Below are 17416 nucleotides of genomic sequence, written 5' to 3'. Positions count from 1 at the left end.
TCTCGTCGTGGTGCGCGGCGGGCTGCCTCAGCGGTTCACCAGCCGGGCCGGCGTGAGCCACACCAGCGCGGCGCCGATCACCAGCATGGCGGCCAGCACGTACATGCTCGACTGCGTGCTGTGCGTGAGGTCGGTCAGGTAGCCCACCATGTACGGTGCCACAAAGCCCGCCAGGTTGCCCACCGAATTCACCACCGCGATGCCCGAGGCGGCGGCCACGCCGCTCAGGAAGGCGGTCGGCAGCGACCAGAACAGTGGCGCGCACGTCAGCACGCCGGCGGCGGCCAGCGACAGCGCGGCGATGGCCACCACGGTATTGTGGGTGTACGAGGCGGCGACGGCAAAGCCCACCGCGCCCATCAGGGACGGCACGATCAGGTGCCAGCGGCGCTCGCGGCGGTTGTCGGCGCTGTGGCCGAGCAGGTTCATCACCACGATGGCGCAGATGAACGGGATCGCGCTCAGCAGGCCGATATTGAGGTTGCCCTGCACGCCGCTGGTCTTGACCAGCGTGGGCATCCAGAAGGTCAGCGCGTACTGGCCGGTGACGAAGCAGAAGTAGATCAGGCACATCCACCACACGCGGCTGTCGGCGAACACGGCGCGCAGCGAATGGCCGGTGCCGGCGGCGCTGGCCTGGCGCGCGTCTTCCTCGATGTTGCGCTTGAGCACGCGTTTCTCGTCGGCGTCGAGCCACGGCGCCTGGTCGATGCCGTTCTTGAGCACGAACACGGTGGCCACGCCGATCAGCAGCGCCGGCAGCGCCTCGAGCAGGAACATCCACTGCCAGCCGCGCATGCCGCCGTAGTCATGGAAGGCATCCATGATCCAGCCCGACAGCGGGTTGCCGAACATGCCGGCCACCGGGATGCCCGACATGAACAGCGCGATCATCCGGGCGCGCTTGTGCGCCGGGTACCAGTAGGTCAGGTAGAGGATCACGCCAGGGTAGAAACCCGCCTCGGCCAGGCCGAGCAGGAAGCGCATGACGTAGAACGTGGCGGGCGTCTTGACGAACACGAACAGCGCCGAGATCAGGCCCCAGGTGATCATGATCCGCGCGATCCAGACGCGCGCGCCGAGCTTGTGCATCAGCAGGTTGCTGGGCACCTCGAACAGGAAGTAGCCGATGAAGAAGAGGCCGGCGCCGAGACCGAACACGGTCTCCGAGAAGGCCAGGTCCTGTGCCATCTGCAGCTTGGCGAATCCCACGTTGACGCGGTCGAGATAGGCGATCACGTAGCACAGCATGAGGAAAGGCATGATGTGCCAGAACACCTTGCCGTAGGCGCGCTTCTCGATGTCGTGCTCGGCCGCGGTGGCGGCGGGCAGGTCCGCGCGGCCCGCGTCGGTGGATGTCGTCGTCATTGTCGTCTCCTGGTTGCGCGAGCCGGCGCGCGGATCGCGGGCGGACGCTGTCCCTGCCGCGGCCGGTGGGCGTGCGGTGCAGTCGTCTTGCCTGGGTTGTGGCTGGTGCCGGTGCTACCAGCGTGCCTTGAAGGTGTCGCGCAGCTCCGCCAGCGCGTGTTCGTCGAGCGGCTCGGGCTTGTCCTTGAGCATCAGCCAGAGCCGGGCGGTTTCTTCCAGTTCCTCCAGCGCGAAGGCCGCGCGCGAGACGGTGGTTTCCCACACCACCGGGCCCAGGCGCGCCAGCAGCACGCCGCGCACTTCGGCGGCCAGCGCGGCGACGCGCCCGGCCACCGCCGGATCGCCCGGCCGGTGATAGGGGATCAGCGGGATATGCCCGACCTTCATCACGTAGTAGGGCGTGATCGGCGGCAGCACGTCGTGCGGCTGCCACGCGCCCGCCAGGCTCAGCGCCACCAGGTGGGTGGAATGCGTGTGGACCACGCCGTGCGCCTGCGGGTTGTTGTCGTAGATGGCGCGGTGCAGGATCAGGGTCTTGGAGGGCTTGTCGCCCGCCACCCAGGCCCCGGCGCCGTCCACCTTGGCGATGGCCGCCGGGTCCAGCATGCCCAGGCAGGCGTCGGTCGGCGTGATCAGCCAGCCGTCGTCGAGCCGGGCGCTGATGTTGCCGGCGCTGCCCACGGTATAGCTGCGCTGGTACAAGCTGGCGCCGATGCGGCAGATCTCTTCGCGCAGGCTGGCTTCGCGGCTCATGCCTCGCCTCCCAGCCGGCGCAGCGCTTCGTCGAAGAAGTCGGGGCCGCCGAAATTGCCCGACTTGAGCGCCAGCGCCAGCGGCTGCGCCTCCAGCGTGACGGTGGCCGGCACGCCCGGCGCGATCTGCGCGCCGATGCGCAGCGCCTGCACGCCCAGCGCCTGCACCACCGCGCCGGAAGTCTCGCCGCCGGCCACCACGAAGCGGCGCGTGCCGCGCGCCTTCGCCGCCGCGGCGATGGCGGCCAGCGCCTGCTCGACCAGGTGGCCGGCGCGCTCCACGCCCAGCGCCGCCTGCGCGGCCTTGACCTCTTCGGGCGTCGTGGTGGCGTAGACCAGCACCGGCTCGGCATGCGCGGCGATCAGTTCCAGCGCCTGCTCGACCAGCGGCGCGCGCTCGGCCAGCGCCAGCGGATCGAGGCGCAGGGCGGGGCGCTTGCGCGCCAGCCACTGCGCGACCTGGCCGTTGGTCGCCCTGGACGCGCTGCCCGCCAGCACCAGCGCCGGGCCGGCGACGGGCGCCACGTTGTCCGCGTCGGCGCGCTCGGGCAGCAGGCCGGCGCGGCGGAAGTTGGCCGGCAGTCCGAGCGCCAGGCCGGAGCCGCCGGTGACCAGCGGCAGCGCGGCGCAGGCCTCGCCCAGCGTGTGCAGGTCGGCGTCGCTGACCGCGTCGGCGATGGCCAGGCGCACGCCGTCGCCGCGCAGCGCGGCAATCGCCTGCGCGGTGGCGCCGCTGCCGCGCGCCACGGTGTCATAGCGCAGCAGGCCCACCTTGCCTTCGCTCTGGCGCTGCAGCACGCGTACCAGGTTGGCATCGTGCATCGGCGTGAGCGGATGGTTCTCCATGCCCGACTCGCTGAGCAGCGCATCGCCCACGAACAGGTGGCCGCGGAAGATGGTGCGGCCGTTCTCCGGGAAGGCCGGGCAGGCGATGGTGAAATCGCTGCCGAGCGCCGCCAGCAGCGCCTCGGCCACCGGGCCGATATTGCCCGCGTCGGTGGAGTCGAAGGTGGAGCAGTACTTGAAGAAGAACTGGCGGCAGCCCTGCGCCTGCAGCCAGCGCAGCGCGTCCAGCGATTGCGCGACGGCGTCGGCGGCGGGAATGGTGCGCGACTTGAGCGCCACCACCAGCGCGTCGGCCTGTTCCACGCCCGGCAGCACGCTGCCGCCGGCCGGCACGCCGATGGTCTGCACGGTGCGCATGCCGTTGCGCACCAGCGTGTTGGCAAGATCGGTGGCGCCGGTGGAATCGTCGGCGATGCAGCCGAGCAGGGCGCGCGGGGAGGGTTGGGTGGATACGGTCATCTTTGCTTGTCTCACTCCGCTTTTTTGCGTTCCGGCAATGCGATGCCGGGGAATACCTTGATCACGGCGGAATCGTCCTCGCCGCCATGCCCGGCGCTGGACGCCATCATGAACATCTGGTGCGCCGCGGCCGACAGCGGCAGCGGGAACTTGCTGGCGCGCGCGGTATCGAGCACCAGCCCGAGATCCTTGACGAAGATGTCCACCGCCGACAGCGGCGTGTAGTCGCCGGCCAGGATATGCGGCACGCGGTTCTCGAACATCCACGAGTTGCCGGCGCTGTGGGTGATGACCTCGTACAGCGCCTCGGCGTCCACGCCTTCGCGCAGGCCCAGCGCCATGGCCTCGGCCGCCGCGGCGATATGCACGCCGGCCAGCAGCTGGTTGATGATCTTGACCTTGGAGCCCGCGCCGTGCGCGTCGCCCAGCCGGTAGACCTTGCCGGCCATCGCGGCCAGCACGTCCTCGGCCAGCGCATAGGCCTCGGCCGGGCCGGAAGTCATCATGGTCATCTCGCCGCTGGCGGCGCGCGCCGCGCCGCCGGATACCGGCGCGTCCAGCAGCAGGATGCCGTGCCCGGCGAGGCGCTTGCCCAGCGCCTCGGCAAAGCTGGGCGGCACGGTGGCGCTGGCGATCACCAGCGAGCCGGCCCGCATCGCGGCGGCCGCGCCGTCCTCGCCGAACAGCACGGCCTCGGTCTGCGCGGCGTTGACCACCAGCGTCACCACCACGTCGCACCGGCTGCCCAGCTCGGCCGGGCTGGCGCAGGGCGTGCCGCCGGCGTCGGCAAAGCGTTGCAGCACCTCGGGCCGCAGGTCGCAGGCATGCACCTTGAAGCCGGCGCGCAGCAGGCTGTGCGCGACGCCGTTGCCCATCGCGCCAAGGCCGATGACGCCGATCGATTGACTCATTGAGAACTCCTGCAGGAAAGGCGGGATCGGGTGATCAGTTGGACGGGCCGCGCGCGGCCCCGTCGGAGTCGGGCTGGCTGCCCTGCGACAGGCGCCGCGCCGCGTTGTACATATGGGTCTGCGCCGCATTGCGCGCGGCCAGCGCGTCGCCGGCGCGGATCGCCGCCACGATGGACTGGTGCTCCTCGCGCACCTGGCGCGAGAAATCCGCGCGGCGCGCCTCGTTGGTCCGCGTCACGCGCGTGGCGGTCTCCAGGTACTGGCTCAGGAATGCCAGCGTCTTGAGGAAATACGGGTTGCCGGTAGCCCCGGCAATGGCCCGGTGAAAGGCCACGTCGGCCGCCACGCCGTCGCCGCCGTCGGCTTCCTCCGCATCGATGCGCGCCAGCGCCGCATCGATGGCCACCATGCTGGCATCGGTGCGGCAGCGCGCGGCCTGCGCCGCCACCTCGGCCTCGATGGCACGGCGCAGCTCGAGGATCTGCAGCACCGATTCCAGCGTGGCGGTATCGGTGTAGTCGATCCGCAGCGGCTGGATGCCCGCCTGCTCGGTGACGAACACGCCGCTGCCCTGGCGCGACTCCACCACGCCCTCATGCCGCAGCCGCGCGATAGCCTCGCGGATCACGGTGCGGCTCACGCCGAACTCCTCCGACAGCACCGCCTCGGTCGGCAGCTTGTCGCCGCGGGCAAAGGCGCCGCCGTTGATCTTCTCTAGCAACTGCTCGGCGACGGTATCGGTCAGCGCGCGGGCCGGGACTTTCTGGAACACGGAGGTCTCAGGTGATTGGGTGATATGGTCATCATACAAATTTGGGGTGGGGGTGCCGATTGGGGATTACCCGGGGGCGGTAGTCACGCCGGTGGTTCGCCAGCCGGCGACGCGCCAGGCACTCTGCCGCGCGCCTGCGGCGGGATGACCCGTCATCCCAATCCGGACTACGCCAGAATATCCCGCCGTGGTTGGCGAACTGCGATGGTTCTTTTCATCGGTGAAATTGAAAAGAAAAGACTTGTCGATCCTGGTCTTGCGCGCCCATTCGCGCAGGTCGCCAAGCCGCTTGGAGCCATAGGGATGCGGCCGCTCGGAATCGGGATGGGTTGCGATCTTGTATGGCTTTCCGGCCAGCCGTTCGAATGCCTCGTGAACCTCGATCATCGCCAGCGAGGTCGCCAGGTAATGGGCTGGGGCGTAGGTAAAGTAGAAGGTGATGAAGGGCATGACGGCAAGCTCATACTCTCCATTGTCGACAGCAGTACTGGGCCACTTTTTCAGGTCTTCCACCATGCCGGCGACATCGTTGTCGCTCATCAGGCTATCGGTCGTACTCATCGGCTCTTCCTGTCATTTTGGCATTTCCCCTTACCGGCGTCTGGTTTGAACCTCGTGCAATCCTCTGGCCCTCTCAGCAGGGTGACTTTTCTCGTGTCTCGTATGCCTGTCAGTTGCGCGAGCAATCCTCAGCGCAGGAACCTGACCATCGTCCAGGTCACGTCGCGTCCCGCCACCTGCGGCATGGGCGCCTGATATTTGAAGACCTCCGGCCCGGTCGGAATCTGCTCGCAGGCCCAGACTCCGGGATAAGGGCAGGGCTGGCCCGAGCGCACGCGCGCTCCCTGGGTGGTTTCGCCTTGCCACACCCAGCGCACCGGGTTGCCGCGATAGGCCGGCAGGGGCTCGGACAGGGCAGCCACGCACCGCACGGCACTGTCGCCGGCGCGTTGCCAGTGACCTGCGCGGGGAGCGGGCTGTCCGGTATCGGCCATCCGTGCCGGCTCGGGCAGGGGCATGCGCTGATCCGTGTCCCATTGCCAGACCACGATGCCGCGCGCGGGCTCCGTGGGCATCTTAGGTGCGATTTCTCCTGCCTCGAAGTACCGGCGGGAGCCGCGCTTGGCCGGAGTGAACCACCATCCGGCCCGCGGAACGGTCTCTCCCGCGGCGATATGCGATGGTGCCGGCTCGTTCGGCGGCGCGCCGGGCGTTCTGCCGCGCGCCTGCGGCGTGGGCCAGTCGCCGTCGTCGTCGAAGCGGGCGAGCCAGCGCCGGGTGTCGGCAAGGTTGAAGCGCTCGTTGGGGTCGCCATCCCATTCGCCGAAGCCCCCCAGGTCGAGGTTCGGATGACGCAGGGGCCGCAGCATTCGATTCAGTCGCGCCGGCATTACCGGCACGCCTTGTTCGACCGGATACAACTCGGGCTGTGGTCCCAGTTCGATCCACTGGCCGCAGCCCAGCTCATCGATGCGGATGCGCGGGTCGTTCAGGAAGGTGCGCACGGCCTCGCGTTCGATAGACAGCCGCTCGCGCCACGTGTCGGAGAGGAAGAAACCCCATGTGGGCGGGCGCAGGCCGCCGGGCAGTTGAGGGGTCAGCGCCATGCTGAACGGATAGTCGGTGTCGAGGCCGTAGAAGTGCGGCGCCAGCGCCCGATCCCATACCGTGACTTCGGCGCGGCAGCCGAACGCCAGCGGGTTGGCCACGGAGAAGCCGCTATAGACTTGCTCAGGTCGCAGGCGTTCGATGGTTTCGTGTACGCAGCGCCGCCAGGCATCCTTATTGTCCAGCCACCACTGCCAACGGTAATAGAACTGGATGGAGGAGTAGTCGGATGACCCGTCATCCCAATCCGGACTACGCCAGAAATATCCCGCCATGGTTGGCGAACTGCGATGGTTCTTTTCATCGGTGAAATTGAAAAGAAAAGACTTGTCGATCCTGGTCTTGCGCGCCCATTCGCGCAGGTCGCCAAGCCGCTTGGAGCCATAGGGATGCGGCCGCTCGGAATCGGGATGGGTTGCGATCTTGTATGGCTTTCCGGCCAGCCGTTCGAATGCCTCGTGAACCTCGATCATCGCCAGCGAGGTCGCCAGGTAATGGGCTGGGGCGTAGGTAAAGTAGAAGGTGATGAAGGGCATGACGGCAAGCTCATACTCTCCATTGTCGACAGCAGTACTGGGCCACTTTTTCAGGTCTTCCACCATGCCGGCGACATCGTCGTCGCTCATCAGGCTATCGGTCGTACTCATCGGCTCTTCCTGTCATTTTGGCGCTTCCCCTTACCGGCGTCTGGTTTGAACCTCGTGCAATCCTCTGGCCCGCTCAGCAGGGTGACTTTTCTCGTGTCTCGTATGCCTGTCAGTTGCGCGAGCAATCCTCAGCGCAGGAACCTGACCATCGTCCAGGTCACGTCGCGTCCCGCCACCTGCGGCATGGGCGCCTGATATTTGAAGACCTCCGGCCCGGTCGGAATCTGCTCGCAGGCCCAGACTCCGGGATAAGGGCAGGGCTGGCCCGAGCGCACGCGCGCTCCCTGGGTGGTTTCGCCTTGCCACACCCAGCGCACCGGGTTGCCTCGATAGGCCGGCAGGGGCTCGGACAGGGCAGCCACGCACCGCACGGCACTGTCGCCGGCGCGTTGCCAGTGACCTGCGCGGGGAGCGGGCTGTCCGGTATCGGCCATCCGTGCCGGCTCGGGCAGGGGCATGCGCTGATCCGTGTCCCATTGCCAGACCACGATGCCGCGCGCGGGCTCCGTGGGCATCTTAGGTGCGATTTCTCCTGCCTCGAAGTACCGGCGGGAGCCGCGCTTGGCCGGAGTGAACCACCATCCGGCCCGCGGAACGGTCTCTCCCGCGGCGATATGCGATGGTGCCGGCTCGTTCGGCGGCGCGCCGGGCGTTCTGCCGCGCGCCTGCGGCGTGGGCCAGTCGCCGTCGTCGTCGAAGCGGGCGAGCCAGCGCCGGGTGTCGGCAAGGTTGAAGCGCTCGTTGGGGTCGCCATCCCATTCGCCGAAGCCCCCCAGGTCGAGGTTCGGATGACGCAGGGGCCGCAGCATTCGGTTCAGTCGCGCCGGCATTACCGGCACGCCTTGTTCGACCGGATACAACTCGGGCTGTGGTCCCAGTTCGATCCACTGGCCGCAGCCCAGCCCATCGATGCGGATGCGCGGGTCGTTCAGGAAGGTGCGCACGGCCTCGCGCTCGATAGACAGCCGCTCGCGCCACGTGTCGGAGAGGAAGAAACCCCATGTGGGCGGGCGCAGGCCGCTGGGCAGTTGAGGCGTTCTCTTCATGCCGAACGGATAGTCAGTGTCGAGGCCGTAGAAGTGCGGCGCCAGCGCCCGATCCCATACCGTGACTTCGGCGCGGCAGCCGAACGCCAGCGGGTTGGCCACGGAGAAGCCGCTATAGACTTGCTCAGGTCGCAGGCGTTCGATGGTCTCGTGTACGAAGCGTCGCCAGGCATCCTTGTTGTCCAGCCACCACTGCCAACGGTAATAGAGCTGAATGGAGGAGTAATCGGTCGAGCCATTTTCCCGGTCCGCATTACGCCAGAAATATCCTGACGTGCTTGGGGAGCTACAATGGTTTTCTTGGTCGGTGAAATTGAAAAGAAAAGACTTGTCGATCCTGGTCTTGCGCGCCCATTCGCGCAGGTCGCCAAGCCGCTTGGAGCCATAGGGATGCGGCCGCTCGGAATCGGGATGGGTTGCGATCTTGTATGGCTTTCCGGCCAGTCGTTCGAATGCCTCGTGAACCTCGATCATCGCCAGCGAGGTCGCCAGGTAATGGGCTGGGGCGTAGGTAAAGTAGAAGGTGATGAAGGGCATGACGGCAAGCTCATACTCTCCATTGTCGACAGCAGTACTGGGCCACTTTTTCAGGTCTTCCACCATGCCGGCGACATCGTCGTCGCTTGTCAGTGTCTCTGTTGTACTCATCGACTTCTCCTTTCACCGGGGTAACCGGTTTCTTTTTCTGCTATTGGCATCTCGATTGAATCCGCTGCAATCCTCCGGCACTCTTAGCAATGCAACCTTTCTTGTGTTATTCCCCATCAGATCAACATAGTTATCCATCTGCTCCTGTTTCACCCAGTCTCCCGGAAACTTGATCTCCACCGCGACAAAGACGTTGTCCACCTCGAACGGCTGCTGCCGGTATTCCACGATCACCAGGTCCGGCGCGAGGCTGCCGCGCGGGCGCGGCCAGAACGGAAAGACCTCGCTGACCCGCATGGGGCGGGTCGGCGGCTCGCCAAGCATCGCCTTGCCGGAGTTGCCGTTGTAGTTGGGCTCGGCCTTGAGCGGGCTTTTCCAGTCCAGGATGTCGTCGATGGCTTCGAACACCAGCGAGGCTGTGGTTTGCTTGAGCGCGATCTCGATGGTCGATTCGACGGCCTCGCCGGGGATCTTCCTGCGTATGCGCCGGGGCACCTTGATCGGCGCGGCGAGCGCCCAGTTGCACACCACGCTGATGGCGGGGCGGAACGGCACCCTGCGCTCGATGTATTGCCGGTAGGTCGTCGCTTCCGTGCCGCGCCGCGAGACGGTGCTGCGGCCGCCGTGGTCGACGGCCGCCAGCGTGGCGATATTCAAGTCGATTTCTTTCTTGAGGCTGGAAAGCGTGCTGTCGAGCAGCTTCTTTACCTCGTCCTTGCGCCTGGCGATCTCCAGCGCCATTTCGGCGGCTTCCTTGGCGGTCTGCGCGGTTTCGTACGCGGCGTAGGCGCGATAGGCACGGTAGCCCCAGATGACAACGGCAGCCGCGGCGGCGGGCAGGGCCATCAGTCTTCCTCCGAATGAAATTGATCCAGGAAGGCGTCGTCGTCGAACGGCGCCGTCTTATCTTTGTGAGGCCTGCCGTCGTCGATGGCGCTGATCAGGGCTTTCCAGTCTTCGGTGATGCGCTGGTCTTCTCGCATGACGCTTTTGTAGGCGCGGATGGGGCGCTTGCGCTCGGTTTCCACGGTATCGGTCTCGCCGTCCTGGCCGGTCACGCCCTCCACTAGCAACTGGCTGCCGCTCATCAGGCGGTAGCGATAGCCCTGGAAGGCGCGCTCGTCCGTCTTGCACAGGCGGTAGCGCGCGTCATGGTCCCCGCCGGTGGCTTCGGGCGACTTGAATGCCGGCAGCATGGCGCGGGTACTGTCAGGGCCGACCGTCATGAAGCGGGCGGCCTTGACCGTGAACGTCCCCGGCATGCCCATCTCGATATTGCCGCCGGCGATCTTGATATAAGCGCCGCCACACAGCAGCGTGATGTGCTGCTCGGCCGCGACCAGCACGTGTTCGCGGCTGGCGCTGATCTCCACGCTGCGGTCCGCCTGCACGCGGATAGCGTTGTGCTGGGCCTGCAGCAGCAACTGGCCCCGGTGGGCGATGTGGCGCATGTCGCCACCCTGCGCGAACTGGCTGATGCCCTGGCCCGCGTTCATCACCAGCGCCTGCCCTGCGGTGATCTGCTGGTTCTGTGCCGCCACGCTGTCGATGTGCTGGCCCGCGGCCAGCGTGATCGACTGCGGCGTGCCGGCGGCGATCCCTGCGGGGCTGCTCAGCGCGATCAGCGGCTGGCCGCCGTTACCGCCCGCGTTCTCGCCTGCCGTCCCGCCCGCCTGCTCGTCGTTGGCGCCGTGGCCCAGGTCCCGCACCGCTTCGCTCAGGTGCCGCTGCGGGCCGGCGTCGTGGGGCAGGGTCTCGTGCCGCGCGGCGTAGTCGCCAAGCTGCCTGGCCAGCGCCAGCGCGCTTTCCAGGCACGCCACCAGCTCGCCGCGCGAGAGTTGCCCGCCCTGCGCCTGCGCGCGGCCATCGGTGGAGAGCAGCAGCCCCCTGGCCGCGCGCAGCGCGCCGTGTTCGTCCGTGCGCAGCTCGAAGCCTTCGCCGCGCGGCTTGCCGCCGTCGGGCCGCGGATGGGTCAGGTAGCCCAGGTGCAGCGCGCTCTCGCCGTGGTCGCTCATCAGCGCGGCGCTGATCTGGCCATGGGTGTCGTCCAGGCGCAGTTCGTTGGCGCGCCAGGTCTTGTGCTCCTTGCTCTTGATGGTGGTCAGCGCGTGGAACTTCGGCAGTTCATAGGGCGGCGGATTGATGGCCGGGTATGCCCTTGCGGTAATGACGGGCTGGTCGCAATCGCCGTCCAGGAAGTCCACGATCACCTCGTGGCCGATGCGCGGGATGGCCATATGGCCCCATCTGCGCCCGGCCCAGTTCTGCGCCACGCGGATCCAGCACGAGCTGCGCTCGTCTTCCTTGCCCTCGCGGTCCCACGGGAACTGGACCTTCACCCGGCCGTATGCGTCGGTGTAGACCTCCTCGTCGGGCGGGCCGACCACGGTGGCCACGTGCGGGCCGTCGATGCGCGGCTTGGCGCAGGGCTCGGGGCGCCACTCCAGCCGGTCGGGCACGATCTCGGCGGTGTAGCCGTAGCGCGTGCCCTGCTCGCCGCCGGCGCTCTCCTCGGCCTGGCTGGCGTGCTGCACGCCCGCGTGGCGCATGCGCACCGGGCGCCAGCCGTGGTTCCAGTCCTCGCGCGGATGGCCGGCGAGGTCGAAGGCCACGCCGGGCACGAGGCGCGCGTCGTCGCCTTCGACATACGCCATGCGCGCGTCGCGGCGCAGCCCGAGCAGGCGGGCGCGGGTGAAGGGCTTGCCCGCCTCGTCCAGCTTGTAGCGGCCCGGGAAATCGTAGCGTTCGTAGGCGCTGCCCTGCCGCTCCAGGCCGGGGCCGGCGAAGCTGTGCTCCTGGTTGTAGCGCGAGTGCTTAAAGGTGTAGTCGCGCTGGGTCTGGCGCGCGGTGCGCACGCGCTCGGTGTAGTCGAAGCGGCGCAGGGCGGGTTCGGGCTGGTCGCCGCCCGGGGCGGGGTTGTAGAGCACCGGGCCGCCGGCGACGGCGCCCTGGATGTAGAGCATGTCGCCATGAATCAGGCGATGTGTTTCGGCCGTATGCGCGAAGCGGAAGAACAGGCCTTCCTCGGTTCCCAGCCGGTGCAGGAAATGCAGGTCCGTGTCGCCGGCCTGCACGCAATACTCGCGGGGCAGGTGCGTGGCCGTGATGACCTGCTCGTAGTGTGCGATATGGTGTTTCCTGACAATGGCCTGCAGGATCTGCGGCACCGACTGCTGCTGGAAGATGCGCCAGTCCGAGCACAGCGCCGCGCGGGCGAGGGCCGGCTCAACCACCGCGCTGTAGCGGGTGCGGCGAAAGCCGGTGGCGCGCTGGGTAAAGGCGCTGACGATGCCGTGGACGTATCGCACCGGGGTTTCGCCGCGCCAGAGGGTGAACAGCGCGGGCCGGTCGAGCAACTTGCCGAAGTCGACGGCGGGATCGAAGCTGGCCAGCTCCAGCCGCAGCACGAAGGGTTCGGAAATCGCTTCGTCGAGGGTGAATTCGATCACCTCGAAGTCGCCCGCGGCGGGCGCGAAGGTAAAACGCAGGTCACTCTGGCGGGGCACGGCGGACTTCCGGGAAAGCCTGAAGGCAATGCCGTCAATGATCCTTAAAGTGCGGCCTATTTTGTGTCAGGGAGTTCTCCGGAGGGTGTCGGAGAGGGTGCAAAGGAGGTGCGGAAATTTCTTGGGGAGCGGACGGGGTTCTGCCTTCCCATGCCCTCCTGCCGACATCCCGGCCGCCCCGCTCGCGGAGTATCATGACGGCCGCCCCAGGTTGGTCCGGGGCGCCTTTCCCCTGCACTGTCCACCACACATCATGACGATTTCCATCCGCATCGCTCCCTGGTCCGAAGCGCGCGAAACCGCGCGCGCCATCCGTTACGCCGTCTTCGTCGAGGAGCAGGGCGTGCCGGTGGAGATGGAATGGGACGAATGGGACGAGCCGAGCTGGCATGCGCTGGCGCTGGCCGAGGACGGCAGCGCGCTGGCCACCGGCCGCCTGCTGCCCGACGGGCATATCGGGCGCATGGCGGTGCTCAAGCCGGCGCGCGGCACGGGCGTGGGCGCCAGGGTGCTGGAGGCGCTGATGGCCAAGGCGGCCGAGCTCGGCTATCCCGAACTGGTGCTGAGCGCGCAGAGCCACGCGGCGCCGTTCTATGCGCGCGTGGGCTTCGAGCAGGTCGGCGAGCCGTTCGAGGAGGTTGGCATCCCGCACGTGGAGATGCGCAAGTCGCTGCGCTGAGCGGCACTGAGCGGCACCGGGCCGCACGCTACGCGCGCGGGAACAGCGGCCTGGCCAGCAGCGCGCAGGCGCTTGCCGCCAGCCACACGCTGGCCCAGCCAAACCCCGCCGCGGTGCCGGGAATCGCCAGCGGCACGACGAAGAACGCGGTAAAGGCGAAGGTGTTGCCGAGCCCCAGCGCGGTGCCGGCGCGCGCCGCGCCGGCGATGGTGGCCAGTTCCGTGAAGGCCACGCCGTGCCAGGCCGAGGCGCAGATGCCGCCGAGCACCAGGCAGGCCATCAGCGCGGGCATCACCAGGGCGCGCCAGCCCGGCGCGGCCGCGCTGAGCCAGGTCAGGGCGGCCATGGCGGCGAACACGAACAGGGTGAGCAGGCTGCAGCCGCGCATATAGGCGCGCCGGTTGCCGTGCCGGTCGGTCCAGCGGCCGCTCCATACGCGGGTCACGGCGGCGCCGGCCTGCACGGCGGCCACCGTCATGCCGGCCGCGGCCACGCCGATGTGGCCGAAGTCGTGCAGGAACACCGTGGCGAAGGTCAGCACGGCCACCTGCGGCGCGCACATCAGCCCCATGCCGCCCACCAGCCGCCAGACCAGGGCATCGCGCAGCGGGCCGCGCGCCGGCGCGGCGGCGTGGACCGGGCGGCTGGCCGGCTGCGCGGCGGGCGGCTCGTGGACCCAGCGCCAGGCAAACGCCGCGGTGACCGCGCACAGCAGGGCGAGCGCGCCATAGACCGCGGCAAAGCCCCAGGCCTGCGCCAGCGGCGGCAGCGCGAGCGCGCCCAGGCCGCCGCCGGCCGGCACCGCGGTCTGGCGGATGCTCATGGCGAGGCCGCGCTCGCCTTCGCGGAACCACGCCATCACGGCACGGCCGCTCGAGCCGTTGACGCTGCCGCCGAGCAGGCCCAGCACCAGCAGGCCGGCTGCCAGCAGCGCGTGCGTGGGCACGTGGCCCGCCGCCGGCACCACCGAGACCGCCATCAGCAGCAGCCACAACGCGGTGGCGGCCAGTCCTCCCATCAGCACCCGGCGGTCGCCCAGCCGGTCCGTCAGCAGGCCCCACGGCACTTCGCTCAAGGCGATGCCCAGCCCCATCATGCCGAGGCAGAAACCCAACTCGCCGTCGCCGAGCCGGTAGCTGCCGCGCATCAGCACCGCCGTGGTCGGGATGCCGCCGATCGCCGCGGCGAAGCTGACGTTGGCCGCCACGCCGGTGGCCAGCACCTTCCATCGGTGGCCGGGGCCGTGGCGGGGTGCGCTGGCGGGGGCCGCGCAAAGCGGGGCGGGAGAAGCAGGGGCGGACATACGTGACATGGAATCGAACCTGGAAAAGCGGCGCGGATGGCCTTGACGACTCGATTTTGTCAGCCGAGAATGATCCTGAATATCAGATAGTTTTTGATTTAATGTTCTAAAAATCAGGATGATTGGCCATGGCTTCCGTCAACTTCGATCTCGACGTGCTGCGCAGCTTTGTCGTCGGCATGGAACTGGGCAGTTTCGCGCGGGCCGCCGACCGGCTTGGCCGCTCGACCTCGGCGGTCAGCGCGCAGCTCAAGAAGCTGGAAGAGCAGGCGGGCACGGCGGTGTTCCGCAAGGCCGGACGCGGCCTGGCGCTGACCGAGGCCGGCGAGACCATGCTGGCCTACGCGCGCCGGCTGCTGGAACTCAACGACGAGGCGGCCGCGGCGGTAAACGGCGTGGCGCTGGAGGGCTGGGTGCGCTTCGGGCTGCAGCAGGATTTCGGTGAGGCCTTGCTGCCGGAGGTGCTGGGCCGCTTCGCGCGCGCGCATCCCAAGGTGCGCATCGAGGCGCGCGTGGCGCGCAACGCCGAATTGCTGGAGGGCGTGGCCGCGGGCCGGCTGGACCTGGCGCTGGCCTGGGACGACGGCGTGCGCATGCCGCATGCCGAGCGCGTGGCGGAGCTGCCGATGCGCTGGATCGGGCCGTCCGCGGCGCGTGTCCAGTGGCAGGACGGCGAGCCGCTGCCGCTGGTCGCGTTCGAGCCGCCGTGCCGTTTTCGCTCGGCCGGCACCGCGGCGCTGGACCGGGCCGGCATCGCCTGGCGCGTGGCCTTCACCAGCCCGGGCCTGGGCGGCTTGTGGGCGGGCGCGGCGGCGGGGCTGGGCCTGACCATCCGCACGGCGATGGGCCTGCCGCCGTCGGTGCGGACCTGGGAGCCGGGCGAAGGCGGGCTGCCCCGGCTGCCGTCGCTGGCGCTGGCGCTGTACCGCAAGGACGACGAGCTCGATGCGCCCGCGGCGCGGCTGGCCGGCATCGTGGCCGAGGCGGTGCGCGCGGCACTGCCGCTCAGGCTGGCCGAAGCGGCCTGAAGACGGCCCGAGGAAGCGGTATCATCGCGGTCTTTGTTTTTTTGCCGCCGCGCCGTCGCCAGCCTTGCGGCGGCCGTTGCCCGCGTTTCATACCATGCCAGAGAACCGCTCCCGCCTGCTCCAGGCGCTTGCCGATGCCATTCCCGCCGTCGATCCCGCCACCGCACCGGCCGGCGATCCGCCAGCCGCCGACGCACTGCTGCCGGCATGGCTCGGTCCCTGGCTGGCAGGGCACTGCCTGGCGCAGGTGGACTGGCGCGAATTCAGCACGCATGGTGCCGCGGCCGTGGCCGGGCTTGCCGTGCTGCGCGCGGCGGGCGTGTCCTCCCTCGACGTGGAGGATCTCTACGACGAGGACGGCATTCCGCTCGGCGGCGACGACAACGATTTCGACATGGAGCCCGCGGCGCTCTACCTGGCGCACGCCAACCGCGAACTGGCGCCGCACGGCATGCAGTTGCTGGAGCTCGGGCGCGGCGATCCCGCCTGGCTGCTGGCCGTGCGCAACGATCCCGCCGCGATCCGCGCGCTGGGCGCGGCGCTGCGGCCCTGGGGGCTGCAAGCGCGGCAATATTGAGCAGAAGAAGGAAGCAGGAAGCCGCGCCCTCGGCAGCCTCAGGGCGCGGGCACCTGTCCGGCGTCGCGCGACACGCGCAGGCGGCCGCGGTAGGAGACTTCGCCGGTGCGGCCGCTGGCGTCGAAACTGCGCTCGCTCAGCTCGAAGCGGCCGTCGTGGCGCACCCGCAGCACGGTGCTGGCGCGCGTGCCGTAGTTGGGCGAGCGGATGAAGGCGGACGAGAGCAGCCGCTCCCATTCCGGTGTGACGCCCGTGCGGGGCAGTTCGAAGTCGAGCGCCTGGCGCGTGTCGGCCAGCAGGTCGAAGTAGGGATCGGCGCTGGCGCCGGCCTGGCCGCTATCGGCCGCCAGCGTCTCGGCCAGCGCGCCGACGCGGCTGACCACCTTGGGCCAGGGCGTGTCGAGCAGGGCGTTGGACAAGCCGTACAGGCCGGCCTTGAGCCGCTGCGGGTGGGGCGACGCGCCGCGGTTGCTGTACCACCAGAGCTCGTGCAGGTCGCACGTCAGCAGGTTGAAGCCGTTGTAGACGCCGGCGCGCGGCGCCAGCCCGGCCAGGTAGCCGCGCGGATCGCTGTCGCCGCGCAGGAAGCCGGCCACCAGTTCGCCGCGCGAGCGGGCGTCGGTGCGCTTCTCGGAGGGGGCGCGGTAGTTGGTCAGGGCCGCGAAACGGCCATCGCCGGCCAGGCCCATCCAGGTGCCCGGCTCGCCGATCACTTCCGCCATGTCGCGGCCGGCCAGCACTTGCGGGGCGTCTTCCCACCAGTGCACCGGCGCCGCCGGGCGGGCGTAGAACTCGTCGCGGTTGCCGGCCACCACCAGGGCATAGTCAGGGTGGGACTGCCAGGCCACCAGAATCAGGCACATAGCGCTTCCTTTACTGCATTTGCTGCATTCACTTCACTCACTGCCTGTCCGTCCCGGGCGGAGAGCCGCGCAGCGGTTCAGAGCTGGTCCAGGTCGACAAAGCGCTCGGTCTGGCGCTCGCCGCTGATGAACCGCTGCAGGCTGCTCTGCCGCCACAGCCCGTCGAGCAGGATGTCGAAGGCGGGAGGCACGTCGGCATAGGCTTCCATCCAGGTCTGCATGCCGTTGCGCGTCTCGGGCCTGCGTAAGAGCGTACCACCAATTCCGCCCGCTTCGGCAACGGTCTCCATCCAGCGGTGCCAGTGCGGCAGCGCCTCTTCGGCCAGGGTTTCAGGCACCCGGAAATAGACGTAGAGGTGATCGCTCATGACGGTCCTGCCCGTGTCCTGCGGCGCGCCGGCGC

16 protein-coding genes are annotated in these 17416 nt (G+C 68.8%); 3 read left to right on the top strand and 13 right to left on the bottom strand.

Annotation, left to right across the window (positions count from 1 at the left end; all coding sequences use genetic code 11):
- Positions 1 to 27: 27 nt before the first annotated feature.
- From ACKI2N_RS10000 to ACKI2N_RS09955, 10 genes are all read right to left on the bottom strand, one after another.
- On the bottom strand, positions 28 to 1368 hold the full coding sequence (locus ACKI2N_RS10000; protein ID WP_420994278.1) for an MFS transporter: 1341 nt from the start codon (positions 1366 to 1368) through the stop codon (positions 28 to 30).
- Between the two features lie 114 nt (positions 1369 to 1482).
- Positions 1483 to 2121: an aldolase gene (locus ACKI2N_RS09995; RefSeq protein WP_420994277.1), complete on the bottom strand. Its 639-nt coding sequence runs from the start codon at positions 2119 to 2121 to the stop codon at positions 1483 to 1485.
- Positions 2118 to 3425 (bottom strand): 3-oxo-tetronate kinase, encoded by a 1308-nt coding sequence (gene otnK, locus ACKI2N_RS09990; protein WP_420994276.1) that lies wholly within the window; start codon positions 3423 to 3425, stop codon positions 2118 to 2120. Before otnK ends, ACKI2N_RS09995 begins: the two co-directional genes overlap by 4 nt.
- Before the next feature lie 11 nt (positions 3426 to 3436).
- Positions 3437 to 4336, bottom strand: coding sequence for an L-threonate dehydrogenase (gene ltnD, locus ACKI2N_RS09985; RefSeq protein ID WP_420994275.1), 900 nt, complete (start codon positions 4334 to 4336; stop codon positions 3437 to 3439).
- Positions 4337 to 4370: 34 nt separating this feature from the next.
- Positions 4371 to 5108, bottom strand: a complete 738-nt coding sequence (locus ACKI2N_RS09980) for a FadR/GntR family transcriptional regulator (RefSeq protein ID WP_420994274.1) — start codon at positions 5106 to 5108, stop codon at positions 4371 to 4373.
- A 66-nt stretch (positions 5109 to 5174) separates the two neighbouring features.
- Positions 5175 to 5669, bottom strand: coding sequence for a hypothetical protein (locus ACKI2N_RS09975; RefSeq protein WP_420994273.1), 495 nt, complete (start codon positions 5667 to 5669; stop codon positions 5175 to 5177).
- Positions 5670 to 5797: 128 nt separating this feature from the next.
- Positions 5798 to 7363 (bottom strand): type VI immunity family protein, encoded by a 1566-nt coding sequence (locus tag ACKI2N_RS09970; protein ID WP_420994272.1) that lies wholly within the window; start codon positions 7361 to 7363, stop codon positions 5798 to 5800.
- Positions 7364 to 7491: 128 nt separating this feature from the next.
- Positions 7492 to 9057, bottom strand: coding sequence for a type VI immunity family protein (locus ACKI2N_RS09965; protein ID WP_420994271.1), 1566 nt, complete (start codon positions 9055 to 9057; stop codon positions 7492 to 7494).
- A gap of 12 nt (positions 9058 to 9069) precedes the next feature.
- A complete protein-coding gene (locus ACKI2N_RS09960) occupies positions 9070 to 9903 on the bottom strand; it encodes a VRR-NUC domain-containing protein (RefSeq protein ID WP_420994270.1) in 834 nt (277 codons plus the stop codon).
- The gene (locus ACKI2N_RS09955; protein ID WP_420994269.1) at positions 9903 to 12563 is read right to left on the bottom strand and encodes a type VI secretion system Vgr family protein; all 2661 of its coding nucleotides are present in this window, start codon (positions 12561 to 12563) and stop codon (positions 9903 to 9905) included. The genes ACKI2N_RS09960 and ACKI2N_RS09955 overlap by 1 nt, the downstream gene beginning before the upstream one ends.
- 253 nt (positions 12564 to 12816) lie before the next feature.
- Between ACKI2N_RS09955 and ACKI2N_RS09950 the strand changes: the two genes are divergently transcribed.
- The gene (locus ACKI2N_RS09950) at positions 12817 to 13242 is read left to right on the top strand and encodes a GNAT family N-acetyltransferase (protein WP_420994268.1); all 426 of its coding nucleotides are present in this window, start codon (positions 12817 to 12819) and stop codon (positions 13240 to 13242) included.
- Positions 13243 to 13270: 28 nt separating this feature from the next.
- Here the strand turns inward: ACKI2N_RS09950 and ACKI2N_RS09945 are convergent, their stop codons facing one another.
- The gene (locus ACKI2N_RS09945; protein ID WP_420994322.1) at positions 13271 to 14545 is read right to left on the bottom strand and encodes an MFS transporter; all 1275 of its coding nucleotides are present in this window, start codon (positions 14543 to 14545) and stop codon (positions 13271 to 13273) included.
- A 128-nt stretch (positions 14546 to 14673) separates the two neighbouring features.
- Here ACKI2N_RS09945 and ACKI2N_RS09940 point away from each other — a divergent pair, with 128 nt between their 5' ends.
- Together ACKI2N_RS09940 and ACKI2N_RS09935 are read left to right on the top strand one after the other, a co-directional pair.
- Entirely contained in the window at positions 14674 to 15573 is a 900-nt protein-coding gene (locus ACKI2N_RS09940; RefSeq protein WP_420994267.1) for a LysR substrate-binding domain-containing protein, read from the top strand.
- A gap of 94 nt (positions 15574 to 15667) precedes the next feature.
- The gene (locus tag ACKI2N_RS09935; RefSeq protein WP_420994266.1) at positions 15668 to 16150 is read left to right on the top strand and encodes a hypothetical protein; all 483 of its coding nucleotides are present in this window, start codon (positions 15668 to 15670) and stop codon (positions 16148 to 16150) included.
- 38 nt (positions 16151 to 16188) lie between these two features.
- On the opposite strand, the gene ACKI2N_RS09930 is transcribed toward ACKI2N_RS09935, so the two are convergent.
- On the bottom strand, positions 16189 to 17013 hold the full coding sequence (locus tag ACKI2N_RS09930; protein WP_420994265.1) for an NRDE family protein: 825 nt from the start codon (positions 17011 to 17013) through the stop codon (positions 16189 to 16191).
- Positions 17014 to 17090: 77 nt separating this feature from the next.
- On the bottom strand, positions 17091 to 17381 hold the full coding sequence (locus tag ACKI2N_RS09925; RefSeq protein WP_420994264.1) for a DUF4936 family protein: 291 nt from the start codon (positions 17379 to 17381) through the stop codon (positions 17091 to 17093).
- Positions 17382 to 17416 lie beyond the last annotated feature (35 nt).

It is taken from the genome of Cupriavidus sp. 30B13, from assembly GCF_049059565.2.
Taxonomy (GTDB): domain Bacteria; phylum Pseudomonadota; class Gammaproteobacteria; order Burkholderiales; family Burkholderiaceae; genus Cupriavidus.
Note: the sequence above shows the minus strand (reverse complement) of the source record. Positions and strands in the feature narration are given on the sequence as shown.